We start from the raw sequence: 25,432 nt of genomic DNA, 5'->3' as shown, positions 1-25,432 counted from the left end.
GCTGACAGCAACCTGAATGCGATCCGTCACGACGGGCGCAGGCTTGCCCGCTGCCGAACGATGATCGCCGCTACGGGGAAAAGCGCTCGTTGACGAATTTATGGGCGGCCGGCGCGCTTGACTCGTTTTTGTGCGAATCCTATGGATTTTTAAACCAAATGGTCAAAACAAGGGGAACGAAAACATGACTGGAAGCCTTCAGATTAAACGCCGGACGGTGCTTGCCGGCGGTCTCGTTCTCGGCGCCAGCGCCTTCCTGCCGCAGGCCCGCGCGCAAGCGCCGCTGAAGGTCGCGGGCATCCACGCTTCCCCGGTCGAAAACGCCTGGAACTCGCGCCTGCACGAGGCGCTGCAGGCCGCGGCGAAGGACGGCGTGATCGAATACACCTTCTCGGAAGGCGTCTCCGGCACCGACTATCCGCGGGCGATGCGGGAATATGCCGAACAGGGCAACAGGCTGATCGTCGGCGAATCCTATGCGGTCGAGCGCGAGGCGCGCCAGGTCGCGGCCGACTATCCGGACACCGCCTTCCTGATGGGCTCGAGCGGCGATGCCGCAGGCGACAATTTCGGCGTGTTCGGCACCTGGAACCATGACGGCGCCTATCTTGCCGGCATGCTGGCAGGCAAGATGACGAAGTCCAACGTCGTCGGCTCGGTGGGCGCGATCCCGATCCCCGAGGTCAACATGCTCATCAACGCGTTCGCCGCCGGCGTGAAGGAGGTCAACCCCGACGCCAAGCACCTCGTCTCCTTCATCGGCACCTTCTTCGACCCGCCGAAGGCGCGCGAGGCGGGCCTGGCGCAGATCGACGGCGGCGCCGACATCCTGTTCGGAGAGCGCATCGGCACGGCCGACGCCGCCAAGGAGCGCGGCATCAAGTCGGTCGGCTCGCTGATCGACTACACGCCGCGCTATCCCGACACCGTCTTTGCCAATGCGATGTGGTATTTCCGCCCGATCCTCGACGCGGCCGTCGCCGACGTCAATGCCGGCAAGCCGGTGGGCAAGAGCTACACCGCCTTCGGCCTGATGAAGGAAGGCGGCAGCGACATCGTCTACGTCAAGGGCGTGGCGCCGGCCGAGGCGGAAGCGGCGATGGAAGCCCGGCGCGCCGAGATCAAGGCCGGCCCCTTCGAAGTGCCGATCGTGATGGAAGAGCCGAAGTAAGCAGCCGCCGGACCGTGCCGACCAGCGTCGAAAGCGAAACGATCGGGGATGCCACGGCGATGGCCGGGGCGATCGCGACCGGCGCGCTTTCGGCCGGGGAGGCCATGGAGGCGGCCATCGCCGCTGCTTCGCGCCACGCCCACCTCGGTGCGATCTGTCACATCGACGAAGACCGCGGTCGTGCGGCGGCCGCAAGGCTCGACGGGGAGCGGCGAACCGAACCTGCGCGGTTCGCCGCGCGTCCCTTTGCCGGCGTACCGACGCTCGCCAAGGATCTCGGCGGGCCATTTGCCGGATTTGCCGTGCGCGCCGGCTCCCGCATGCTCGACGGCAGGCTTGATCCCAAGCCGGATTCCGATCTCGCCCACCGCTTCCGCGAGGCCGGCCTCGCCCTGTTCGGCCTCACCACCGCGCCCGAATTCGGGCTGTCGCTCGCAAGCGAACCGGCTGCCGGTCCGCTCTGCCGCAATCCGCTCGATTCGGCCCGCACCGCGGGCGGCTCCTCGGGCGGCGCGGCGGCTGCCGTGGCGGCCGGCATCGTGGCGATCGCGCATGCCACCGACGCCGGCGGTTCGATCCGGGTACCGGCGGCCTGCTGCGGGCTCGTCGGGCTGAAGCCGACCCGCGGCGCCATCCCCGGCGGTCCCCGCTTCGGCAACCATCTGGGCGGCATCGTCGGCGAGCTTGCCGTCTGCCGGTCGGTCCGCGACACCCGCCGGATCTTCGAGGCCGTGCAAGGTAGGGCGAGGGGGCCTTTCGCCGATCCGGCGCCATCCCCGACCGGAGGGCAGGGCCTGCGCATCGGCGTGCTGACGCAGACCGGCGCCGAGTTTCCGACGGAGCCTGCGCGCAGCGGCGCCGTGGAGGCGGCCGCGAAGACGCTGGAGGGGCAGGGACACCGGATCGTGGACCTCGACTGGGCGGCTTTCGCCGGCCTGGTGGCGGTGTCCTCGACCGTCTTTGCCGACATCGTCTCGATCAATCTCGCCAACCTCGTCGATGCGTTGTCGCTCGACCCCGGCCTTGCCGAGCCGCTGACGCGCGCCTTTGTGGACAGGGGACGGAGGATATCGGCCGGTGCCCTCTGGACATCGCTCGACGCGGCGGTGCATGTGAGCCACAAGACCTGGGCGCTGTTCGACAGCCTGGATTGCGTTCTGATGCCGATGCTTGCCACAATTCCCCCTGCGGTCGGATCCTTCCCGTCCGACCATGACGACACCGACCTGCACCTGCGGCGGATGACGGCTTTTGCGCCGCTCGCCGGGCTCGCCAATATTTCCGGCTTTCCCGCCTTGACGCTGCCCTACGGCGCGGATGCGGACGGCCTGCCGCTTCCGGTGCAGCTGATGGCGACGATGGGCGGGGAGCGGCTTCTGCTGTCGCTGGCGGCCGCTCTCGAAGCCGAGGGACGCTGGCAGCACCGCTTTCCCGTTGCGGGGCTTGCCGCATGATCGCCGATCCGACCGCCGCGCCCGTCCTCGAACTTGCGCATATCAGCAAAAGTTTCGGCCCGATCGTCGCCAATGACGACATCTCGATCGCGCTCGGCCGGGGCGAGCTTCTGGCGCTGCTCGGCGAGAACGGCGCCGGCAAGACGACGCTGATGAGCATTCTCTTCGGCCATTATACGCCCGACGAGGGCAGCGTGCGCGTCGACGGTGTGGAACTGCCGCATGGACGCCCGCGCGCGGCCATCAAGGCAGGCGTCGGCATGGTGCACCAGCACTTCTCGCTGGCGCCGAACCTGACTGTGCTCGAAAACGTCATGACCGGGACGGAGCCGCTCTGGTCGCTGCGCTCGCGCACTGGTGCGGCGCGGCGCAAGCTGCTGTCCATTGCCGAGCGCTTCGGCCTCGGCGTCGATCCGGATGCGCGGCTTGGCGACCTGTCGGTCGGCGAGCAGCAGCGCGTGGAGATCCTCAAGGCGCTCTACAATGACGCCCGCATCCTGATCCTCGACGAGCCGACGGCCGTCCTGACCAATATCGAGGCCGGGCGGCTGTTCACGACGCTGCGGGAAATGGCAAGGCAGGGCCTGTCGCTGATCTTCATCTCCCACAAGCTGGACGAGGTGATGGCGGCCGCCGACCGCATCGTGGTGCTGCGCGGCGGCAGGGTGGCGGCCGAGCGCAAGGCCGGCGAGACGAACAAGGCGGAACTCGCCGAACTGATGGTGGGCCACCGCGTGACGAGGCCGACGCGCGAGCCGGCCAGGGCGGGCGCGACCGTCTTCCAGGCATCGCGTCTGACGGTTTCTGTCGGCGGCGTGGAGCGGCTGAAGGAGATCGATTTCTTCCTGCGCGAAGGCGAGACGCTCGGCATCATCGGTGTCTCCGGCAACGGCCAGGCGGTGCTGTCGCAACTGATGGGCGGCCTTGTCGCCCCGACCGGCGGCGAGATGCAATTATTCGGCGAAGCCGTCGCGGCCCTCGACGTGCACGGCCTCGTGGAGGCCGGCATCGGCCGTATCCCGGAGGACCGGCACAGGCAGGGTGCGATCGGCGAGATGGCGATCTGGGAGAATGCCGTGCTGGAGCGCATCCGCCAGCCGCTGTTTTCGCGCCGCGGCATCGTCAACCGCTCGGCCGGCCAGGCCTTTGCGGCGACGATCATCGAGGAGTTCGACGTGCGCGGCGGAACGCCCACGAGCCGCACCCGGCTTCTGTCCGGGGGCAACATGCAGAAGCTGATCCTCGGGCGGAACCTCTACCGGCGGCCGAAGATCCTGATCGCCGCCCAGCCGACGCGCGGGCTCGACGAGGGGGCGGTGGCGGCCGTCCACGCCCGCATCCTGGAGGCGCGCCGGCAGGGCACCGCGGTGCTCCTGATTTCGGAGGACCTCGACGAGGTGATCGGCCTTGCCGACCGCATCCAGGCGATCGTCAAGGGCCGCCTTTCCGCACCGGTCGCCGCCGAAGAGGCCGATCCGCGCAGGCTCGGCCTGATGATGTCAGGGGACTGGAGCCCCGGTGACGGCATGCTCCGTGACGGGACCTCCAGTGACCGCAACCCCGGCGAAGGGACAGCCTGATGCGTCTTGAACGCCGCGAACACCGCCCGCTGCTGCTGGTCGTCCTGTCTCCTATCCTGGCAGTGGTGGCCGCGCTCGCCCTTGCCGGTCTCCTGATCGCGGCTGCCGGCGCGCCGGTGCTGGAGGCCTATGGCCGCATCCTGACCGGCGCCTTCGGTACCCGGCTGGCCGCGACCGAGACGCTGACGCGGGCGACGCCGCTGATGCTGACGGGACTTGCCGCGGCGATCGCCTTCCGCGCGCGGCTCTGGAACATCGGCGCCGAGGGGCAGTTCTATCTCGGCGCGATCATGGTGGCCGCACTCGGCTCGAGCGTGCTCTCCGGCCTGCCGGGGCCGATGCTGATCCCGCTTCTGTTCGCAGCCGGCGCGATTGCCGGCATGGCGCTGATGCTGGTGCCACTGTGGCTCAGGCTGCGCTTCTCGGTCGACGAAGTGGTGACGAGCCTGCTCCTGAACTTCGTCGCCGTGCTGTTCGTCTCGATGATGATCGACGGGCCGCTGAAGGATCCGCTCGCCTTCGGCTGGCCGCAGTCGATGCCGGTCGCCGACCAAGCGCTCCTGCCGAAGCTGATCGAGCGCTCGCGTCTGCATATCGGGCTTGCCGTGGCGATCGTCGCCGCGCTGCTCGTCTACCTGCTGCAATCGCGTACCGTCTTCGGCCTGCAGTCGCGCGCCGCCGGCCTCAACCCGGAGGGGGCCGTCTTCGCCGGCGTGCCGCTGGCGCGCACGCTCGTCAAGGTCGCCTGCCTCTCGGGCGGGCTTGCGGGCCTTGCGGGCGCGATCGAGGTGATGGGCGTTAAGGGCTACGTGACCACCGACCTTTCGCCGGGCTTCGGCTATGCCGGCATCATTGTCGCCATGCTTGCCAACCTCAATCCGCTCGGCGTGATCGCCGCCGCCCTCTTCACCGCAACGATGTTCGTCGGCGCCGACGGCATGAGCCGGGCGCTGTCGATCCCGACCTATATCGCCGACGTCACCGTGGCGTTGTCGCTGCTCACCATGCTGGTGGCGATCTTCTTCACCCAGTACAGGATCCGCCGATGAGCACGTTCCTCGACATCGTCGCCTCGGCGGGCCTTTGGGCCGCGGTGCTGCGCATCGCCACGCCGCTGGTCTTCGGCACCCTCGGCGCGCTGCTGTCCGAGCGTTCCGGCGTGCTCAATCTCGGCATCGAGGGGATCATGACCTTCGGGGCGATGATCGGCTGGCTCGCCGTCTTCAACGGTGCGGACCTGTGGACGGGCATGCTGGTGGCGGCGCTCTCGGGGGCGCTGTTCGGGCTGGTGCACGCGGCGATGACCGTTACGCTGGGCCTGTCGCAGCATGTGACCGGGCTCGGCATCACGCTGTTCGCCTCCTCGCTCAGCTACTACATCTTCCGCCTGACCGTGCCGCTGGCCTCGACGCCGCCGACGGTGACGCCGTTCCAGCCGATTTCGGTCCCCGGCCTTTCCGACCTGCCCTTCATCGGCCCGGCGCTGTTCACCCAGACGCTGCCGACCTACCTCTCGATCGTCATCGCCCTGCTGCTCGCCTATGTCGTCTATCGCACGCCGCTCGGGCTGGCGCTGCGCATGAGCGGGGAAAATCCGCATGCGGCCGAAGCGCAAGGCGTCGACCCGATCAAGGTGCGCTACGGCGCGATCATGGCGGGCAGCGCGCTGATGGCGATGGGCGGGGCGTTCCTGACGCTGTCGGCCTTCAACAGCTTCTTCCCGACGATGGTGCAGGGGCGCGGCTGGATCTGCATCGCGCTCGTCGTCTTCGCCTCCTGGCGGCCGGGCCGGGCACTGTTCGGGGCGCTGCTGTTTGCCTTCTTCGACGCCTTCCAGCTGCGTCTCCAGACGGTGCTCGACAACGTGCCCTACCAGATCTTCCTGATGATGCCCTATATCCTCTCGATCGCCGCACTCGCCGTGATGGCGCGTCGCGCCCGCGTGCCGCAGGCGCTGATGCAGCCCTACCGGCGCGGCGAGCGCTAGGTCCTGACGCCAATCTTTCTCCGTCCATTTGCACAGGTGCCCCATGTTCGACGTCGTGATCAAGAACGCCAATCTCCCCGATGGCCGCGAGGGCATCGACATCGCGATCAGGGGCGGCAGGATCGCCGAGGTGGGGCCGGGGATCGCGGCGGAAGCCGGCGAGACGATCGATGCGACGGGGCGGCTGGTGAGCCCGCCCTTCGTCGATCCGCACTTCCATATGGACGCGACGCTGTCGCTCGGGCTGCCGCGCATGAACGTCTCCGGCACGCTGCTTGAGGGCATCGCGCTCTGGGGCGAACTGCGGCCGACGCTGACGCGGGAGGCATTGGTGGAGCGGGCGCTGCGCTACTGCGATCTCGCCGTCAGCCAGGGCCTGCTCGCAATCCGCAGCCATGTCGACACCAGCGATCCGAAGCTGGTCACCGCCGAGGCGCTGATCGAGGTGCGCGAGAAGGTGGCGCCCTATATCGACCTGCAGCTCGTTGCCTTCCCGCAGGACGGCTACTACCGGGCCGAGGGCGGCGTGGAGGCGCTGAACCGGGCGCTCGACATGGGCCTCGACATCGTCGGCGGCATTCCGCATTTCGAGCGGACCATGGCCGAGGGGGCTGCTTCCGTCGCCGCGCTGTGTCGGATCGCGGCCGACCGCGGCCTGCCGGTCGACATGCACTGCGACGAGACGGACGACCCGATGTCGCGCCACATCGAGACGCTGGCGGCCGAGACGGTGCGCTTCGGGCTGAAGGGACGCGTCGCCGGTTCGCACCTGACCTCGATGCACTCGATGGACAACTACTACGTCTCCAAGCTCATTCCGCTGATGGCGGAGGCGGAGATCAACGTCATCCCCAACCCGCTGATCAACATCATGCTCCAGGGACGGCACGACAGCTATCCGAAGCGGCGCGGCATGACGCGGGTGCGTGAACTGATGGAGGCGGGCCTGAACGTCTCCTTCGGCCACGACTGCGTGATGGATCCCTGGTACTCGATGGGCTCGGGCGACATGCTGGAGGTCGGCCATATGGCGATCCATGTGGTCCAGATGGCGGGCATCGAGGACAAGAAGAAGATCTTCGATGCGCTGACCGTCAATTCGGCAAAGACCATGGGGCTCAAGGATTACGGGCTGGAAAAGGGCTGCAACGCGGACCTGGTGATCCTGCAGGCGCGCGACCCGATCGAGGCGCTGCGGCTGAAGGCCAACCGGCTTTTGGTGATGCGGCGCGGCAAGGTCGTCGCCCGTGCGGCACCCCGTGTCAGCGAACTGCGTCTCGAGGGGCGGCCGGCCGCGGTGGATGCTGCGGAATACGCTCCCTTGCGGCCGGGCAAGGCTTAGGGCGTTCCGTCCCCGCCTTGTCGCGGTCGGCCGTCAGGCGCCGGCATATTGCTCGTCGGAGACGTGTTCCAGCCAGTCGACGGCCTTGCCATCGAGGGCTTCCTGCAGCGCTATGTGGGTCATGGCCGTATCCGGGGCGGCGCCGTGCCAGTGCTTCTCGCCCGGCTCGAACCAGACGGTGTCCCCGGCCCTGAATTCGCGGATCGGGCCGCCCCAGCTCTGCGCGAGCCCCTTGCCCGCGGTGATGACCAGCGTCTGTCCGAGCGGATGGGTATGCCAGGCCGTGCGCGCGCCGGGCTCGAAGGTAACGGTCACGGCGCGCAGGCGCGCGGGCTCCGGTGCCTCGATGATCGGATCCTGGCGGACGCGACCGGTGAAATAGTCGGAGGGCGGCGTGGCGGACGGGCGGCTGCCGCAGGGCTCGATCTTCATGGTGCGTCTCCTGTCCTCGTTGACGGCTGGCGAGGAGGCATCCTGCAACGGAACGGAGCGGACGGGAAGACGCGATGCGCCATTCGGTCCCGGCTGGACCCTCGGGCGCACCCGCACTCTGTCAGCGGAAGCCCGGCGGCGGGCGGTGCCGGAAGAGAAGCGCATCGATCGCCGAGCGGATCGCGGCGAGGACGGCCTGCACATGATGATACATTTTCAGCTCCTCCGTCTGGTGCGCCGGGCCCGGTTCGGCGGCGCCGGCCGCTTGATCGCACGGAGGGAGGGCCCGCTTCTGTCTCCGGGGTGACAGCCGCTGGCTCCGGCGCAAAATTCTTTCGTTTCGACGATTTTCCTTGAACGGAAGTTGCGCTAAAAACCGCGCGACGTGAACTCCACCGAGCATTCGACAAGGACAATCCCATGACAGTGCGCAACCTTTTCCTCCTGCCCGGCGACGGCATCGGCCCGGAAGCCATGGCGGAAGTCCGCAAGATCATCGCCTACATGAACGCCGAGAAGGGCGCCGGTTTCGTCGTCGACGAGGGCCTCGTCGGCGGCTCGGCCTACGACGCCCATGGCGCGGCGATCTCGGAAGGGGACATGCAGAAGGCGCTGAACGCCGATGCGGTGCTGTTCGGCGCGGTCGGCGGACCGAAGTGGGACGCCGTTCCCTATGAAGTCCGTCCCGAGGCCGGCCTGCTGCGCCTGCGCAAGGACCTGGAGCTCTTCGCAAACCTGCGCCCGGCGATCTGCTACCCGGCGCTCGCCGCCGCATCCTCTCTGAAGCCCGAACTGGTCGAGGGCCTCGACATCCTGATCGTGCGCGAGCTGACCGGCGGCGTCTATTTCGGCGAACCGAAGGAGATCGTCGACCTCGGCAACGGCCAGAAGCGCGGTATCGACACGCAGGTCTACGACACCTACGAGATCGAGCGTATCGCCGGCGTCGCCTTCGAACTGGCGCGCACCCGCAACAACCGCGTCTGCTCGATGGAAAAGCGCAACGTCATGAAATCCGGCGTCTTGTGGAACCAGGTGGTGACCGAGACGCACAAGGCCAAATACTCCGACGTGCAGCTCGAGCACATGCTGGCCGATGCCGGCGGCATGCAGCTCGTGCGCGCGCCCAAGCAGTTCGACGTGATCGTCACCGACAACCTGTTCGGCGACATGCTCTCCGACGTCGCCGCCATGCTGACCGGTTCGCTCGGCATGCTGCCGTCGGCCTCGCTCGGCGCGCCGGATGCGAAGACCGGCAAGCGCAAGGCACTCTACGAGCCGGTGCACGGCTCGGCGCCCGACATCGCGGGCACCGGCGTCGCCAACCCGATCGCCATGATCGCCTCCTTCGCGATGTGCCTGCGCTACTCCTTCAATCTCGTTGACGAAGCCGACAGCCTCGAAAAGGCGATCGCCAACGTGCTCGACCGCGGCATCCGCACTGGCGACATCATGGCCGAGGGCTGCACGAAGGTGGGCACGAGCGAGATGGGCGAGGCGATCCTGGCCGAGTTCAAGACGCTCTCGGCCTGATCCGAAAGCACTGTTTCCGACGATCGGCGGCACCGTCACGGCAACGTGGCGGTGCCGTTTGCCGTCGCAGCGACCGCGGCCGGGACGGACAAATTTGCAGCGCTTTCATTGAAGGAACCGGTGCCAGGGCCTATGTCGCCTGCGAAGCAGGATATACGGGGCATGACAGGCAGCCGGGGCGCGATGATCGACAGGACACGGCAGAAACAGTCTTTCCGGACCGCGTTCAAGCGGCGCTACGCCGTGCGCCGCAAGCTGCACCGGCGGGTTCCCTGGAAGGGCTTTGCGCTTTCCGCGCTCAACGTGGTGGCGATCGCGTTCTTCGTCTTCGACCGGCCGCTCGGGCAGGCCGCGGAGGCCTTGTCGCCGCCGCTGGTGGCGATCGCCGGGGACCTCACCGACATCGGCAAGCTGGCCTTCATTCTCGGCGCGATCGCAATGCTGGTCGCGGTCGTCTCTCTCGTCGGGGGACAGTTGTTCAGGGTCCGGCGCAGGTTCCGGCTGACCTACCTGACGCAGATGGCGGCCTATACGGCGCTGTCGGTCGTCTCCGCCAGCATCGTCGTGCATGCGCTGAAATTCTCGATCGGCCGTGCCCGCCCGCCGCTCTACAACGAGGAGGGGATCTTCTCCTTCCAGCCCTTCGGCGGCTGGATGCACGAGAGCTTCCCTTCCGGACATTCGGCCCATATCGGCGCGCTGTTCATGGCGCTGGTGCTGCTCTTTCCCCGCTTACGGCTGTTCTTCATCGGGCTCGGACTGTGGCTTGCGGCGACACGGGTGATCATCGGCGTCCACTATCCGAGCGACGTGGCGGCGGGGCTTGCGCTCGGCTGCTGGTTCGCGTTTGCGACCTCGATCGTCTTTGCCCGTTTCGGCCTCGTCTTCACGATCGACGGCCAGGGCTGGCCGACGCCGCGGCTTAGCCGGCTGATCTGAGAAAGACAAAGGGCCCGGCGGTTTGCGCCGGGCCCATCGCAACGTTCAGGGGTCTTGCCGTCAGTTCATCGCGTGGATGTCACGGTCCTTCGTTTCCGGCAGGAACAGAAGGCCGATCACCAGCGTGATCGCCGCGAAGACGATCGGGTACCAGAGGCCGTAGTAGATGTCGCCCCTGGCTGCGCTCATGGCGAAGGCGGTTGCCGGCAGCAGGCCGCCGAACCAGCCGTTGCCGATGTGGTAGGGCAGCGACATGCCGGTGTAGCGGATGCGGGTCGGGAACAGTTCGACGAGCAGCGCTGCGATCGGGCCGTAGACCATCGTCACATAGATGACGAGGACGGTCAGCACGGCGATGATCATGGTCCAGTTGACGGCAGCCGGATCGGCGACCATCGAGAAGGCGCCGCCGTTGGCGATGGTGAAGACCGGCATGCTATCGACACCGGTGGCTTCCTCGGCCGTGAGCAGCTTGGCGTTGACGAGGTCGGCGCCGGTCATGCTCGCACTGTCGCCGGCACGGATGGCGGCCGCGTCGAGGGCGAGTTCCGGATTGGCGGCGACGAAGGCGTCGAGCCTGGCGTCCGGAACCTTGGCTGCAGCGCGCACCAGCGGGTAGCCGGCGTCGTGCAGGGCGATGTTGACCTGCTTCTCGAAGGCCGACGTCATCGCCTTTGCCTGGTCGCCGGCGGCGACGGCGTCGAAGCTGTTGATCGTCGTGTCGCCGACCTGAACCGTTGCCGGGGTGCCGGCGGCGGCCGTGGTCACGACGTCATAGGGCACCGAGTTCTTGGTCAGGAACGCGGTTGCGATGTCGCACGAGGTGGTGAACTTCGCCGTGCCCGTCGGGTTGAACTGGAACTTGCAATCGCCCGGTGCGGCGGTGACGGTCGCGCGGACGGTCGCCTGGGCCTGGGCCAGTGCCGGGTTGCCGGCCCAGGTCAGGGCCTTGAACAGCGGGAAGTAGGTCAGGATGGCGAGCAGCAGGCCGGCCATGATGATCGGCTTGCGGCCGACCTTGTCCGACAGCCAGCCGAACAGGACGAAGAAGCCGGTGCCGATCAGAAGCGAAATGGCCACCATGATGTTGGCCGACTGGCCGTCGACCTTCAGGACGCCGGTCAGGAAGAACAGGGCGTAGAACTGGCCGGAATACCAGACGACGGCCTGGCCGACGACGGCGCCGAACAGGGCGAGCAGCGCGATCTTGGCGTTCTTCCACTGGCCGAAGGCTTCGGTCAGCGGAGCCTTGGAGCCCTTGCCCTCTTCCTTCATCTTCTTGAAGGCGGGCGATTCGTTCATCTTCAGGCGGATCCAGACGGAGATGCCGAGCAGGACGACCGAGACGAGGAACGGGATGCGCCAGCCCCAGGCGGCGAAGGCTTCCTTGCCGAGCATGAACTGCACCGCGAGGATGACGACGAGCGACAGGAACAGACCGAGCGTCGCCGTGGTCTGGATCCACGACGTGTAGTAGCCGCGCCGGCCGTTGGGCGCGTGTTCGGCGACGTAGGTCGCAGCACCGCCGTATTCACCGCCGAGCGCCAGGCCCTGCAGCATGCGCAGGACGAGCAGCAGGATCGGAGCGGCGATACCGATCGAGGCGGCACCCGGCAGGATGCCGACGAGGAAGGTCGACAGACCCATGATCAGGATGGTGATGAGGAAGGTGTACTTGCGGCCGACGAGGTCGCCGAGCCGTCCGAAGACCAGCGCGCCGAAGGGGCGGACCAGGAAGCCCGCAGCAAAGGCGAGAAGGGCGAAGATGTTGCGCGTCGTTTCCGGATACTCGCTGAAGAAGGCGGCGCCGATGAAGACGGCGAGCGAGCCGTAGAGATAGAAATCGTACCATTCGAATACGGTACCCAGCGACGAGGCGAAGATGACCTTCTTCTCCTCGGCAGTCATCGGACGCGTCTTGGTGTCGTCCACCGTCGCGGCATTTGCCATTGTGAAATCCTCCAGTTCAAACAGCGGTAGAGCGCCATTCCCCTTTTGCACGCCGACCCTCCTCGGTCAGGCGCGCGCGGTGCTCCTGGCAAGAGGATGGCAGAAAAGGGGAATCCGCGCTGCGCGGCTTTCGGATTATGACTTTAGTCTAACGCGGCGCGTCGGTTCTGCGGCGGCAGGCAGCCGCGGCGGGCGCGGCAGGGCGACGCAATCGTGAGGCGAACTTGATCGCCGCGCCGCCGAGCATCCCTTGACTCGTGGGCAAAAACGCTTATTAGCAGCCTCCGGAAAAGGACAGCGCCATGCTTCGCCGCGAGCTTGAAATCGCAGACAGCAGTCGGCCGGCAGAGATTGCCGGAGCGGCACGGCGCGTGCCCGCTTCTTCCAAATTCATGGCCAAAACGACGACGAAAACCGTCTGACGTCCTTGGCCGCCGCTCTCTCCCCGGCACGGCCGGGGACAAGAGGCCCGCGTGCTCCGGCTGCCGGGCTTCCCCTCAACGAACCGAGGAGAGGCAGAGAAAGAGAGCAAGACCCATGGGCTTCAAGATTGCAGTCGCCGGCGCTACCGGCAATGTCGGGCGCGAAATGCTGAACATCCTGTCCGAGCGCGGCTTCCCGGCCGACGAGGTCGTGGCGCTGGCCTCGAGCCGTTCGGTCGGCACGGAAGTTTCCTTCGGCGACAAGACGCTGAAGGTCCACAATCTCGAAACCTATGATTTCTCCGACACCGACATCTGCCTGATGTCCGCCGGCGGCGCCGTTTCGCTGAAGTATTCGCCGAAGATCGGCGCGCAGGGCTGCGTCGTCATCGACAACTCGTCTGCCTGGCGCTACGACGCCGAAGTGCCGCTGATCGTTCCGGAGGTCAACCCGGACGCGATCGAGGGCTTCACCAAGAAGAACATCATCGCCAACCCGAATTGCTCGACGGCGCAGCTCGTCGTGGCGCTGAAGCCGCTGCACGACCGCGCCACCATCAAGCGCGTCGTCATTTCGACCTACCAGTCGGTTTCCGGCGCCGGCAAGGACGGCATGGACGAATTGTTCAACCAGACCCGCGCCGTCTTCGTCGCCGATCCGATCGAGAGCAAGAAGTTCACCAAGCGCATCGCCTTCAACGTCATTCCGCACATCGACGTGTTCATGGAAGACGGCTACACGAAGGAAGAGTGGAAGGTTCTGGCCGAGACCAAGAAGATGCTCGACCCGAAGATCAAGGTGACCTGCACGGCCGTGCGCGTCCCGGTCTTCATCGGCCACTCCGAATCGGTCAACATCGAGTTCGAAAACGAGATCACCGCCGACGAGGCGCGCGACATCCTGCGCGAGGCGCCGGGCTGCCAGGTGATCGACAAGCAGGAAAACGGCGGCTACATCACCCCTTACGAATCGGCCGGCGAGGACGCGACCTACATCTCGCGCATCCGCGAGGATGCGACCGTCGAGAACGGCCTGAACATCTGGGTCGTTTCCGACAACCTGCGCAAGGGAGCGGCGCTGAATACGATCCAGATCGCCGAGCTTCTCGTCAATCGCGGGCTGATCAAGTCCAAGAAGCAGGCCGCCTGAGGGAACTTTCCGCGGCCTGGGAAATTGAAGGTCCCGCATCCAACGTCAGACGGTGCGGGACTTTTGCCTGAAACGACGCACTGCGGCGCCAAAGCGCCCCGGGACTGCATCGAACGGCCAGGAACTGTCTGACAGGCATGGCGTGTTTGCACACGAAGCAATTCGAGAGATCACGGGGTTTAGATCAATGGGCTTGATGAAGCGGATGTTCCAGGGGCTGGCGGCGGTGGTGCTGACGGCTGCGATACCGGCCGTGGCCGCGGCCGCGCAATGCGGCAACAATGCCTCGGGCTTCGCGACCTGGGTCGACCAGTTCAAGGGAGAGGCGGCGGCCAACGGCGTCAGCCCGCGCACGCTCGACCGGGCTTTCGCCGAGGTTTCCTACAGCCGGGCGACGATCCGTGCCGATCGCGGCCAGAAGAGCTTCAAGCTGTCGCTCGACCAGTTCATGCAGAAGCGTGGCGGCCAGGCGATCATGAAGCGCGGCAAGGGGCTGAAGCGCCAGAACGCCGCCCTGTTCGCCCGGATCGAAAGCCAGTACGGCGTGCCGGCCGGCCCGCTGATCGCCATCTGGGGCATGGAGACAGGCTTTGGCGGCTTCCTCGGCAAGGAGCACACGCTTTCGGCCGTCGCCACGCTCGCCTATGACTGCCGCCGGTCGGACTATTTCACCAACCAGCTCTATGCGGCGCTGAACCTCGTCCAGAACGGCACGCTCAGCACCCAGGCGCGCGGCGCGGCCCATGGCGAGATCGGCCAGACCCAGTTCCTGCCGGTCAACGTCCTGAAGTACGGCGTCGACGGCGACGGCGATGGCCGGATCGACCTGGTCCGTTCCAAGGCGGACGCGCTTGCCTCGACGGCGAACTTCCTGCGCGGTCACGGCTGGACCCCCGGCGCCGGCTACCAGCCGGGCCAGGCGAACTTCGCCGCGATCCAGGGCTGGAATGCCGCGAACGTCTACCAGCGCGCGATCGCCATCATCGCCGCCGATATCGACGGCGACTGATCGCCGGCCACGGAAGGCAAAGATGAGAGGCCCGGTCCTGCGCCGGGCCTTTTCACGTTCCCGGCTTACATTCCCGGACGGTGGAAATCGCCGGTCTTGACATCCATGATCCACAGCTCGCCGGTGGAGATGTCGAACCAGGCGCCGTGAAGGTTGAGCTTGCCGCGCTGCTCCAGAACCTGGACGCAGGGGAAGGTGCGCAGGTTGGTGAGGGAATTGCGGATCGAGATGCGCTCGAGCGCCCGCTGGCGCTCGCCCGCGGTCATGACGTCGTTGTTCTGGATCTGCGCGGCGGCAGGCTTCAGAAGGTGCATCCAGCGACCGATGAAGTCGCCGGGGGAGAGCGGTTCGGCCTCCTGGTCGAGTGCCGCCTTGATGCCGCCGCAGCGGCCGTGGCCCATGACGACGATGTCGGACACCCGCAGCGCCTGCACGGCGAATTCGAGGGCGGCGGAGGTTGAATGATAATGTCCGTCGGGCTCGTAGGGCGGCATCAGGTTCGCCACGTTGCGCACGACGAAGAGCTCGCCCGGACCGCTGTCGAAGATCGTTTCCGGCGCGGCGCGGGAGTCGCAACAGGCGATCACCATCGTCCTGGGCTTCTGGCCGCTGTCGGCCAGCGTGCGGTAGCGCTGCTGCTGCTCGCTGAAGCGCCCTTCCATGAAGTTCTGGTAGCCGGTCAGGAGATGGTCAGGAAAGCGATGCATGTGGTCGATACCCCCGTGCGGTGACGAATGAGTAGTAGGCGCCGCGACTGCTGTAACGAGCGGGATGCCCGAGCGCAAGCGTCGAATCCGTGGTCGTTCCGACGGCTGCGGGGCGGCCGGCACGGCTGCGCAACCGGTGCGCGTCACGGACCGCGCTGCGCGCCGCCGGGATGAACGAGCCGTCGCATCTGCACCATGGCCATCGGCGTCGACAGGCTTGAGGCGTCCTGCTCCAGCGTCAGCTCGTCGGCGCCGCGCTTGGCGCTGCGCGCCACGATCTCGAAGACGCTTGCGGTGGCCAGATGCAGCGCCCGCTCCTCGGAATGGCCTTCGAGGAGGCGCGACAGGAACAGCGCCGCCATCAGGTCGCCGGTGCCGTGCGGCGGTTCGGGCACCTGCCGGTGCTCGGCGAGAAGGGCCGTCCGGCCGGACAGATAGAGATTGCCGATGCTGCCCGACATCATCGGGTAGGCCGACGTCACCAGCATGCGCGACGGCCCGAGGGAGAGGGCCGCATCCATGATCGCGGCATTGGTTTCGAGCGGCGCTCCCGCGAGCCAGGCAAGCTCGAAGCGGTTCGGCGTGGCGATCGACGCGATCGGCAGCAGCTCGTCGCGGATCGCCTCGGCCGTGGCGACCGGCACGTAGAGGCCGCCCTCGTCGCCGCAGATCGGGTCGCACAGGTAGAGGAGGTCGGGGTTTTCCGCCTTCAGGCTCCGCACCAGCCGGGCAATCGACGTCGCCTGGGCGGGATCGCCGACATAGCCGGTCAGGACACCCCTGATCTCGCCGCGCCAGGGTGACGCCAGAAGATCGTCGACGATCGCGTCGAATTCGGACGGCGCCATCGCCACCCGCGTCGAGCGGCCATGGCCCGGATGCCAGGAGAGGATGACGGTCGGCAGCGCCCAGACCGGGTGGCCGAGGGTCTCGAGCGCGAAGACCGCGGCGCGGTTTCCGACCGTGCCGCGCACGACATGGCTCGATATGACCAGGATCGCGCCCTTTTTGCTCTCGTTCATCCGATCGTTCCCCGCATTCGTCTGCCGCACAGATCCAATGAACCATGGGCGGGTGCTCTGCAAGACATTGTTGCGCTGGCTTGCCGGCAGGCCTTGCTGCGCGCGATCCTGCCCGCGCGGGACGCCGTGGCGCGATCGGCGCCCGCGCTTTCGACTGTTTTTGCTCCGGAATTCCGTAAAAATTGCGCGTGACGGGGCGGTTCGACCCGGATTTCGGAGATTTTCTGCCAAAATCGATTGAAATCCGACAACCGTCTACAAAACGGTCGCGAACCGGCTTTCTTCTGCTAGGGTCCAGGCAAAATTTCCCGGGGAGAGTGATTCATGGCGTCACGCATCAACACCAGGCGCGAGAAGCAGATCGAGGCGGTCGCAGCCGCCGTATCGAAACTGGGAGAGAAGGCGATCGATCCTTCGATCCTGTTCGGACGCGCGAGCAACGACGACCTGGAAGGCTATAGCGCCGACATGCTGGCGGCGACGGCGGCCCATGCCTATCGCGAGGTCGGCGCCTGGGACGGCGGCGAGCCGCGGGTCACCGTCGCGACGGTCGAGGCGGTCGCGCCCCAGGGCAAGCCGGTCTCGATCCTCTCCGTCACCGACCGCAACCAGCCGTTCCTCTACGATTCGGTGATGGGCGAGGTGACGAGCACGCATCGCGACATCCACCTGGCGATCCATCCGATCCTGGTGATCGAGCCGGACAGCCAGCCGAAACTGTTTTCGCCGGAGGAGGCGAGCGACCCGCGCCACCGGGTCAGCCATATCGAGATTCACCTGTCCGAACTCGCGACCTCCGAGGCCGAGGGCCTGATCGAGCGCATCCGGCGGGTGCTGGCGCAGGTGCACATGGCGGTCGGCGACTGGAAGCCGATGATGGAGACCCTGGCTGTGGCCGTCTCCGAGATGGCGGAGTTCGGCCCGGTCCGGCGCCAGGCGGAGAAGGACGAGGCCGTCGCCTTCCTGGAATGGCTGCGCGACAACAACTTCACCTTCCTCGGCATGCGCGAATACACCTACAGCCGCGACGGCGACAGCGCCTCGGTGGAGCGCAGCGCCGGTCCCGGGCTCGGCATCCTCGCCGATCCCGACGTACGCGTGCTGCGGCTCGGCAAGGACGCGGTGACGACGACGCCGGAGATCCTGGCCTTCCTCGAAGGGCCGGATTTCCTGATCGTGACGAAGGCGAACGTCCGCTCGGTCGTCCACCGCCGCGCCTATATGGACTATGTCGGGGTCAAGCGCTTCGACGCGAACGGCAAGGTCGTGGGCGAACTTAGGATCGTCGGGCTGTTCACCTCGACCGCCTATACGCATGCGGCCTCCGAGATACCGCTGCTTCGCTCGAAGGTTCAGGCGATCGTCGATCACTTCGGCTACGATCCGCACAGCCATTCCGGCAAGATGCTGATCAACACGCTGGAATCCTATCCGCGCGACGACCTCTTCCAGATCGACACGGGGGTGCTTGCGACCTTCTGCGAGCAGATCAACGAGCTTGCGGACCGGCCGCGGATCCGCGCCCTGGCGCGCATCGACCACTTCGACCGCTTCGTCTCGGTGATCGTCTACGTGCCGCGCGAGCAATATGATTCCGACGTGCGCGAGAAGATCGGCACCTACCTGAAGACCGTCTACGAGGGGCGCGTCTCGGCCTACTACCCGGCCTTCCCCGAAGGCGGGCTGGCGCGTGTACACTTCATCATCGGCCGGTCCGGCGGCAAGACGCCACGCGTCCCGCAGAAGAAGCTCGAGCTTTCGATCCGCGACATCGCCACCCGCTGGACCGACCGTTTCGAGGCGCTTTCGGGGCCCGATTCCGTCAGGCTGGTCACGCCGCAGGCCTACCAGGAGGCGTTCTCCCCGGCCGAGGCCCATGCCGACCTGCGCTTCTTCGAGACGGCGACGGAAGCGGATCCGATCCAGATCGCGTTCTACCGCAAGCCCGGCAACACCGATGCGAAGATGCTGGAGCTGAAGATCTTCCACGCGGGCGATGCCGTATCGCTCTCCCGCCGCGTGCCGCTCCTGGAGAATCTCGGCTTCAACGTCGTCAGCGAACAGACCCACGACATCACCGTCACGGGTCTCGACGGCGCGAGCCGCCTGGTGGTGCTGCACGACATGGAGCTCCGCCACCGCGACGGGCTGGACATCGACCTTTCGAAGCTTTCCGGCGTCCTGACCGAGGCCTTCCTGTCGACCTGGCGCGGGCTGACGGACGACGACACCTTCAACCGGCTGATCATGACCGCAGGGGTGGACGTACGCGAAATCATGGTGCTGCGCGCCTATGCGCGCTACCTGCGCCAGACGGGAATCGCCTATTCGCAGGGCTACATCGCCGATACGCTGAACAAGTATCCGGCGATCGCGGCGGACCTGTTCCGCCTGTTCGCCGCAAGGCTCGACCCCGGGCTTGCCGAACGCAAGCGCGTCAAGCGCGCCGAGGAATTCGCGGTGCGGATCGAAGAGGAGCTCGCGGCCGTGCCGAGCCTCGACGAGGACCGAATCCTGCGGCGCTACGTCAATGCGATCCAGTCGACGCTGAGGACCAACTACTTCCAGCGCGACGCTTCCGGCGAGCCGCTTGCCACGTTGGCCTTCAAGTTCGACCCGCAGGCCCTGGAAGGGCTGCCGGAACCGCGCCCGTTCCGCGAGATCTTCGTCTACGGCGCCGAGGTCGAGGGGGTGCACCTGCGCTTCGGCCGCGTCGCCCGCGGCGGCCTGCGCTGGTCGGACCGCGCCCAGGACTACCGCACCGAGGTGCTCGGCCTCGTCAAGGCGCAGCAGGTGAAGAACGCGGTGATCGTGCCGGTCGGCGCCAAGGGCGGCTTCTATCCGAAGCAGCTTCCGGCAGGCGGCAGCCGCGACGCCGTCTTCAATGCCGGCAAGGAAGCCTACAAGACCTTCATCCGCACGCTGCTTTCGGTGACGGACAACATCGAGGGCCAGGCGGTGGTGCCGCCGGCCGATACCGTGCGGCTCGACGGCGACGACCCCTACTTCGTCGTCGCCGCCGACAAGGGCACGGCAACCTTCTCCGACACCGCCAATGCGCTGGCGCAGGAAGCCGGATTCTGGCTCGATGATGCCTTTGCTTCCGGCGGCTCGGCGGGATACGACCACAAGAAGATGGGCATCACCGCCCGCGGCGCCTGGGAGGCGGTGAAGCGGCATTTCCGCGAGATGGACGTCGACATCCAGAAGACGCCGTTCTCCGTGGTCGGCGTCGGCGACATGTCCGGCGACGTCTTCGGAAACGGCATGCTCTTGTCGCGCAAGACCCGGCTGATCGCCGCCTTCGACCATCGCGACATCTTCATCGACCCGAACCCGGATACCGAACTTTCGTTCGCCGAACGCAAGCGCATGTTCGCCCTGCCGCGCTCGAGCTGGCAGGACTACGACCGCACAGCACTTTCCAAGGGCGCGATGATCATCTCGCGCAACGAGAAGTCGGTGACGCTGACGGCCGAAGCCATGGCGGCGATCGGCATCGACAAGCAGAAGGCGACGCCGTTCGAGATCATGACCGCGATCCTGAAGGCGCCGGTGGACCTGCTCTGGTTCGGCGGCATCGGCACCTATGTGCGATCGGCCGGCGAGACGGATGCGGAGGTCGGCGACCGTGCCAACGACGCGATCCGCGTCACCGCCGACGAGGTGCGGGCCAAGGTGATCGGCGAGGGCGCCAATCTCGGCGTCACCCAGCGCGGCCGCATTTCCTATGGGCTGAAGGGTGGGCGCTGCAATTCGGACGCGATCGACAATTCCGCCGGCGTCAATTCCTCCGACGTGGAGGTGAACATCAAGGTCGCGCTCGCCACGGCCATGCGCGACGGCCGGCTGACGCGGGAGAAGCGCAACAAGCTGCTGTCGTCGATGACCGACGAGGTCGCCCAGCTCGTGCTGCGCAACAACTACCTGCAGCCGCTGGCGATCTCGCTCTGCGAGCGCCAGGGCCAGGCGAACCGGACCGGCCTTTCCCGGCTGATGAGCCGGCTGGAGGCGGAGGGCCAGCTCAATCGCCAGGTCGAGGTGCTGCCGGGCGAGCAGGCGATGGACGAGCGCTACCGCGGCGGTATGCCGCTGACGCGGGCCGAGATCGGCGTCCTGCTCTCCTATTCGAAGATCGTGCTGTTCGAGGAGATCCTGCACAGCGAGCTGCCGGACGACCCCTACTTCGAGCCGACGCTGATCGGCTATTTCCCGGCGAAGATGCAGCGGACCCATGCCGACGACATCAGGACGCACCGGCTGCGCCGCGAGATCATCGCGACCATCCTTGCAAACGGCGTGATCAATCGTGGCGGGCCGGCCTTCGTCAGCCAGCTCACCGACGGCACCGGCTATACCAGCGCAGAGGCGGTGAAGGCGGCGATGCTGGCCTTCGAGGGCTATGAGCTGTTCCCGCTCTATGCCGCGACGGATGCGCTCGACAACCAGATGAGCGGCTCGGCCCAGAACGAGGTCTACGAGAGCCTCGGCCGGGTGTTCTCGAATGCGACGTCGCTCATCCTGACGACCGGGGCGATCGACGCGCCGATGGACGCGGCGGTGCACAAGCTGAAGCAGGCGCTGAAGCAGCTGCGCCCGCACCTGTCGACGCTGCTGCCGGACGCGGCGCGCGAGGAACTGCGCCGCAAGGCGCTCTATTTCGAGGACAAGGGCGCACCCGAGCACCTGGCCCGGGAAATCACCGACCTGCGCGCCATGAGCTTCGTCCCCGAGATCATGCTGATCTCGACCGAGACCGGCGAAAACCTGATCCGCACCGCGCAGACCTATGCCGGCGTCAGCGACATGCTCAACATCGGCGCCCTGCTCGGGGCGGCCGGGCGGGTGCCGACCACGGACCTCTACGAATCGCTGGCGCTGTCGCGCAACCTCTCCGACATTTCCAATGCGAGACGGGCGCTCACGGTCGCCATCCTCAACCGGCACAAGGGCGACAAGAACCCGCTCGCCTCCTGGCAGGCGACCGATGCCGAGAGGCTCGGAATGGTCACCGGCCGGCTGAGTGCGCTGTCGGAGGCAGGCGAAGCGACGCTTGCCAAGATCTCCGTCGCTGCCGGCGTCGTCAGCGACCTTGCGCACGGACGGGCGAGGTGACACAGTCCGGCCGGGCGCGACGAGGGTCGTGCCCGGCTTCCTGCTTCGAGTCGCCGGGGCCCGACCGCATCCGGCCCCCATCGGATGGTCGCGGATTTCCTGCCGTGCCGCCCGCCGCGATCGCGCGGCCTGCGGCGACCGGTCCGGCCTGAATGGACGGAGGTTCGAAGGCAGGCGGCACTTCCGACGGAGGGACGATGACGACAGGCAATACCAAGGCGGCGCATCCGGCGGGACGGTCGGGAATCCTGGGATGGATGTTCTTCGACTGGGCGGCACAGCCGTTCTTCACGGTCATCACCACCTTCATCTTCGGCCCCTATCTCGTCTCGCGCATGGCGGCGGATCCGGTAGCGGGACAGGCCGCGTGGAGCTATACCCTGACGATTTCCGGCATCGTCATTGCCTTGCTGTCGCCGGTGCTGGGTTCGATCGCCGACGCTTCGGGTCGACGCAAACCCTGGATCGCGGCCTTCGCGGTCGTCCAGATCGTCTCGGTCTGGATGCTCTGGTTCGCGGTCCCGGGCACGAGCCTGCTGCTGCCGCTGACCATGATGGTGCTGGCGACCGTCGCGGCCGAATTCTCCATCGTCTTCAATGATTCGATGATGCCGACACTGGTGCCGCCCGACGAGACGGGCCGCATCTCCAATCTCGCCTGGGGGCTCGGCTATGTCGGCGGCACGACGGTGCTGATCGCCGTGATCCTCTTCATCGCCGCGAACCCCGCGACCGGACTGACGGCACTCGGCATCGCGCCGGTCTTCGGCCTCGATGCGGCGATGGGGGAGGATGCGCGCGTGACGGGGCCCCTATCGGCCGTCTGGTACCTGGTGTTCATCCTGCCGATGTTCCTGTTCACGCCCGACCGGGGCAGGGGCCTTCCGCTCCGCCAGGCGGTCCGCTCCGGGCTTGCCTCGATCGGCGATACCCTCACCGAACTCAAGGAGCGGCGCGGGATCCTGCGGTTTCTGATCGCGCGCATGTTCTATCAGGATGGGCTGAATGGCCTCTTGGCGCTCGGCGGCACCTTCGCCGCCGGCATGTTCGCCTGGCAGACGATGGAACTCGGCATCTACGGCATCATCCTCAACGTGGTGGCGATCGGCGGCTGCTTCTGGGCAAGCCGGCTCGACAGCCGCCTCGGCTCCAAGAGCGTCGTGGTCGCAAGCCTCGCCTGCCTGATCGTCGCCACGCTCGGGATCGTCTCGACGGCGCCCGAGCACACGCTGTTCGGCCTGCTGCCGCTGCCGAGCGAGGATTCCGGCGGGCTGTTCGGCACGGCGGCGGAGAAGGCCTATATCGTCTACGGCCTGCTCGTCGGCATCGCCTTCGGCCCGGTGCAGGCGTCCGCCCGCTCCTACCTCGCCAGAAGCGTCGCGCCGGAAGAGGCCGGTCGCTACTTCGGCCTCTACGCGCTGACCGGCCGGGCGACCTCGTTTGCAGCCCCCCTCTCTGTCGGCATCGTCACGAGCCTCACCGGCTCGGCGGCACTCGGCATGGGGGCGCTGGTGGTGTTCCTCGTCATCGGCCTCGTCCTTCTGCTGCGGACGCCCTATCCGGCCGACAGGCCGGCGACACCTGCCGCGGTCGCGCCCGTACCATTCGGACATTGACAGCGGCCGATATTTTCGTCAGTTTCCCACCCATTCCGAGGGGGGCATCGTAACGGTGCTGAGATGGCGGTGAGCCGGACCCTTGAACCTGATCCGGGTCATACCGGCGTAGGAACGGAAAACGCCCGCAAGGTGCCTCTTTCTCTTCTCCGCTTTACCTGGATCTCCGTGAAATCGTTCGGGAGATCGACCATGACGCTTGCTGACCATCCGGCCACCGACAGGCCACGGCACCTGACACGAGACGGACGCGCCGCGGCCGCCTGACAGGACCATGCGCGCCCTTCACGCGGGGCTGGCCACGGTCACCCTTGCCGCTCTCTGGCAGGCGTCCGTCTGGCTTTTCGCTCCCCCACCCTATCTCCTGCCTTCACCTGCGGCCGTCGCTTCAGCCTTTGCGGAGCGTCCCGGCTTCTTTGCCGGCCACAGCCTGGTGACGATGACGGAGATCCTGGCCGGCCTCCTGACGGGCACCGTCTTCGGCACGGCCACGGCCTTCGGTATTGCGGCGCTGCCGCGCCTCGGCCAACTCGTCTGGCCGATGGTGCTGATCCTGCAGGCGTTTCCCGTCTTCGTGCTGGCGCCGATCCTCGTTCTCTGGCTCGGCTTCGGCATGGCCTCGAAGGTGGCGATGACGACGATCATCATCTTCTTCCCGGTCGCCTCCGCCTTTGCCGACGGGCTGCGACGGACCGACCGCACCGTGCTCGACGCCGTGTCGCTGACGCCTGCGACGCACTGGCAGGCGCTTGTTGCCGTGCGGGTGCCGCTGGCGCTGCCGGGTCTCATCTCCGGCCTCAGGGTGGCCGCTCCGCTGGCACCGCTCGGTGCCGTGGTCGGCGAATGGGTGGGGGCCTCCGCCGGCCTCGGCTTCGTCATGGTGCAGGCGAACGCCCGCATGCAGACCGCGACCGTCTTCGCCGCCATGGCGGTTCTCGCCGCACTGAGCGTGCTTTTGCGGCTTGCCGTCGACCGCCTCACCGCCGGCCTCACACCCTGGGCCGACGAAACCGAAACCCCGTCCTTCCATCCCTTGCGCAGGAGACGTCGCAAACCATGATCCGCATCCTTTCCTTCCTCCTGACATTCGCGCTTGCCGGCATTGCTGCCGGCCCCGCATCCGCTGCCGACAAGCTGACGGTCCTGCTCGAATGGTTCGTCAATCCCGACCATGCGCCGATGGTGATCGCCCGCGAACGCGGCCTCTTCGCCGAGGCCGGGCTGGAGGTCGAACTCGTGCCGCCGGCCGATCCCTCCGCCGTGCCGCGGCTGGTCTCGGCCAAGCAGGCCGATATCGGCGTGCACTACCAGCCCAATCTCTATCTCGACCATGCCGCCGGCCTGCCGCTCGTCCGGTTCGGCACGCTGGTGGAGACGCCGCTGAACACGGTCACCGTGCTGGCGGACGGCCCGATCCGGAGCCTGAAGGACCTCAAGGGCAAGAAGATCGGCTTCTCCGTCTCCGGCTTCGAGGATGCGATGCTCGGGCGCATGCTTGCCTCGGAGGGCCTTTCCAAGAGCGACGTCGAGCTCGTCAACGTCAACTTCTCGCTGTCGCCCTCGCTGATCGGCGGCAAGGTGGATGCCACGCTTGGCGGGTTTCGCAACTTCGAACTGACGCAGATGCGGCTGGAGGGCCACGAGGGCCGCTCTTTCTTCCCCGAGGAGCACGGCGTGCCGGTCTATGACGAGCTGGTCTTCGTGACCCACAAGGATCTCGTCGCCGACGATCGCCTGCCGCGCTTTCTCGCCGCCGTGGAAACGGCGGCCGTGTTCATCACCAACCATCCGGACGAAGCCTGGCAGATCTTCATCAAGGCCTATCCGGATCTCGACGACGCGCTGAACCGGCAGGCCTTCACCGACACGTTGCCGCGCTTCGCCAAGCGGCCGGCGGCACTCGACCGCGGGCGCTACGCGCGGTTCGGCGCCTTCATGCAGGAGAGCGGCCTGATTGCGGCGGCGCCGGCGGTCGATGCCGTCGCGGTCGAGCTTCGGTGAGC

Annotated in this window: 18 protein-coding genes and 1 riboswitch; of the genes, 14 read left to right on the top strand and 4 right to left on the bottom strand. The window is 67.0% G+C overall.

Annotated features, from left to right (window positions below; translation table 11 throughout):
* Nucleotides 1–184: 184 nt before the first annotated feature.
* From LQK81_RS11145 to LQK81_RS11120, 6 genes are read left to right on the top strand one after another with little or no spacing between them, the layout of a single operon-like run.
* Nucleotides 185–1,171, top strand: a complete 987-nt coding sequence (locus LQK81_RS11145) for a BMP family protein (protein ID WP_230806306.1) — start codon at nucleotides 185–187, stop codon at nucleotides 1,169–1,171.
* A 59-nt stretch (nucleotides 1,172–1,230) separates the two neighbouring features.
* On the top strand, nucleotides 1,231–2,625 hold the full coding sequence (locus LQK81_RS11140) for an amidase (protein ID WP_230806539.1): 1,395 nt from the start codon (nucleotides 1,231–1,233) through the stop codon (nucleotides 2,623–2,625).
* Nucleotides 2,622–4,205 (top strand): ABC transporter ATP-binding protein, encoded by a 1,584-nt coding sequence (locus tag LQK81_RS11135; RefSeq protein ID WP_230806304.1) that lies wholly within the window; start codon nucleotides 2,622–2,624, stop codon nucleotides 4,203–4,205. Before LQK81_RS11140 ends, LQK81_RS11135 begins: the two co-directional genes overlap by 4 nt.
* On the top strand, nucleotides 4,205–5,254 hold the full coding sequence (locus LQK81_RS11130; protein WP_230806302.1) for an ABC transporter permease: 1,050 nt from the start codon (nucleotides 4,205–4,207) through the stop codon (nucleotides 5,252–5,254). Before LQK81_RS11135 ends, LQK81_RS11130 begins: the two co-directional genes overlap by 1 nt.
* A complete protein-coding gene (locus tag LQK81_RS11125; RefSeq protein WP_230806300.1) occupies nucleotides 5,251–6,192 on the top strand; it encodes an ABC transporter permease in 942 nt (313 codons plus the stop codon). The genes LQK81_RS11130 and LQK81_RS11125 overlap by 4 nt, the downstream gene beginning before the upstream one ends.
* Nucleotides 6,193–6,235: 43 nt before the next feature.
* The gene (locus tag LQK81_RS11120) at nucleotides 6,236–7,534 is read left to right on the top strand and encodes an amidohydrolase family protein (protein WP_230806299.1); all 1,299 of its coding nucleotides are present in this window, start codon (nucleotides 6,236–6,238) and stop codon (nucleotides 7,532–7,534) included.
* Nucleotides 7,535–7,567: 33 nt separating this feature from the next.
* Here the strand turns inward: LQK81_RS11120 and LQK81_RS11115 are convergent, their stop codons facing one another.
* A complete protein-coding gene (locus LQK81_RS11115) occupies nucleotides 7,568–7,966 on the bottom strand; it encodes a (R)-mandelonitrile lyase (protein WP_230806297.1) in 399 nt (132 codons plus the stop codon).
* Nucleotides 7,967–8,386: 420 nt separating this feature from the next.
* On the opposite strand from LQK81_RS11115, the gene leuB reads away from it, so the two are divergent.
* Entirely contained in the window at nucleotides 8,387–9,499 is a 1,113-nt protein-coding gene (gene leuB, locus LQK81_RS11110) for a 3-isopropylmalate dehydrogenase (RefSeq protein WP_230806294.1), read from the top strand.
* A gap of 162 nt (nucleotides 9,500–9,661) precedes the next feature.
* A complete protein-coding gene (locus LQK81_RS11105; protein WP_230806292.1) occupies nucleotides 9,662–10,438 on the top strand; it encodes a phosphatase PAP2 family protein in 777 nt (258 codons plus the stop codon).
* 60 nt (nucleotides 10,439–10,498) lie between these two features.
* Here the strand turns inward: LQK81_RS11105 and LQK81_RS11100 are convergent, their stop codons facing one another.
* Nucleotides 10,499–12,388 (bottom strand): MFS transporter, encoded by a 1,890-nt coding sequence (locus LQK81_RS11100; protein WP_230806291.1) that lies wholly within the window; start codon nucleotides 12,386–12,388, stop codon nucleotides 10,499–10,501.
* Nucleotides 12,389–12,925: 537 nt separating this feature from the next.
* On the opposite strand from LQK81_RS11100, the gene LQK81_RS11095 reads away from it, so the two are divergent.
* Both LQK81_RS11095 and LQK81_RS11090 read left to right on the top strand, forming a co-directional pair.
* Nucleotides 12,926–13,960, top strand: coding sequence for an aspartate-semialdehyde dehydrogenase (locus LQK81_RS11095; RefSeq protein ID WP_230806289.1), 1,035 nt, complete (start codon nucleotides 12,926–12,928; stop codon nucleotides 13,958–13,960).
* Between the two features lie 196 nt (nucleotides 13,961–14,156).
* The gene (locus LQK81_RS11090; protein WP_230806538.1) at nucleotides 14,157–14,969 is read left to right on the top strand and encodes a lytic murein transglycosylase; all 813 of its coding nucleotides are present in this window, start codon (nucleotides 14,157–14,159) and stop codon (nucleotides 14,967–14,969) included.
* A 65-nt stretch (nucleotides 14,970–15,034) separates the two neighbouring features.
* On the opposite strand, the gene LQK81_RS11085 is transcribed toward LQK81_RS11090, so the two are convergent.
* Both LQK81_RS11085 and pdxY read right to left on the bottom strand, forming a co-directional pair.
* Entirely contained in the window at nucleotides 15,035–15,676 is a 642-nt protein-coding gene (locus tag LQK81_RS11085) for a carbonic anhydrase (RefSeq protein WP_230806287.1), read from the bottom strand.
* Nucleotides 15,677–15,819: 143 nt separating this feature from the next.
* On the bottom strand, nucleotides 15,820–16,698 hold the full coding sequence (gene pdxY / locus LQK81_RS11080) for a pyridoxal kinase PdxY (protein WP_230806285.1): 879 nt from the start codon (nucleotides 16,696–16,698) through the stop codon (nucleotides 15,820–15,822).
* A 324-nt stretch (nucleotides 16,699–17,022) separates the two neighbouring features.
* Here pdxY and LQK81_RS11075 point away from each other — a divergent pair, with 324 nt between their 5' ends.
* The 4 genes from LQK81_RS11075 (at nucleotide 17,023) to LQK81_RS11060 (ending at nucleotide 25,430) form a co-directional block, all read left to right on the top strand.
* Nucleotides 17,023–21,813 carry an NAD-glutamate dehydrogenase gene (locus tag LQK81_RS11075; protein ID WP_230806283.1) on the top strand — a complete coding sequence of 1,597 codons (4,791 nt, stop codon included), beginning with the start codon at nucleotides 17,023–17,025 and terminating at the stop codon, nucleotides 21,811–21,813.
* 197 nt (nucleotides 21,814–22,010) lie between these two features.
* Nucleotides 22,011–23,429, top strand: coding sequence for an MFS transporter (locus LQK81_RS11070; RefSeq protein WP_230806281.1), 1,419 nt, complete (start codon nucleotides 22,011–22,013; stop codon nucleotides 23,427–23,429).
* A gap of 28 nt (nucleotides 23,430–23,457) precedes the next feature.
* Nucleotides 23,458–23,561, top strand: a riboswitch (TPP riboswitch).
* Between the two features lie 142 nt (nucleotides 23,562–23,703).
* The gene (locus LQK81_RS11065; RefSeq protein WP_230806279.1) at nucleotides 23,704–24,489 is read left to right on the top strand and encodes an ABC transporter permease; all 786 of its coding nucleotides are present in this window, start codon (nucleotides 23,704–23,706) and stop codon (nucleotides 24,487–24,489) included.
* On the top strand, nucleotides 24,486–25,430 hold the full coding sequence (locus LQK81_RS11060; RefSeq protein ID WP_230806278.1) for an ABC transporter substrate-binding protein: 945 nt from the start codon (nucleotides 24,486–24,488) through the stop codon (nucleotides 25,428–25,430). Before LQK81_RS11065 ends, LQK81_RS11060 begins: the two co-directional genes overlap by 4 nt.
* The last annotated feature ends 2 nt before the right edge of the window (nucleotides 25,431–25,432 follow it).

Origin of the sequence: Rhizobium sp. GN54 (assembly GCF_021026345.1) — a bacterium.
Classification (GTDB): Bacteria; Pseudomonadota; Alphaproteobacteria; order Rhizobiales; family Rhizobiaceae; genus Mycoplana.
The sequence above is the reverse complement of the archived record's forward strand: the minus strand, read 5'-3'. Positions and strand labels throughout refer to the sequence as shown.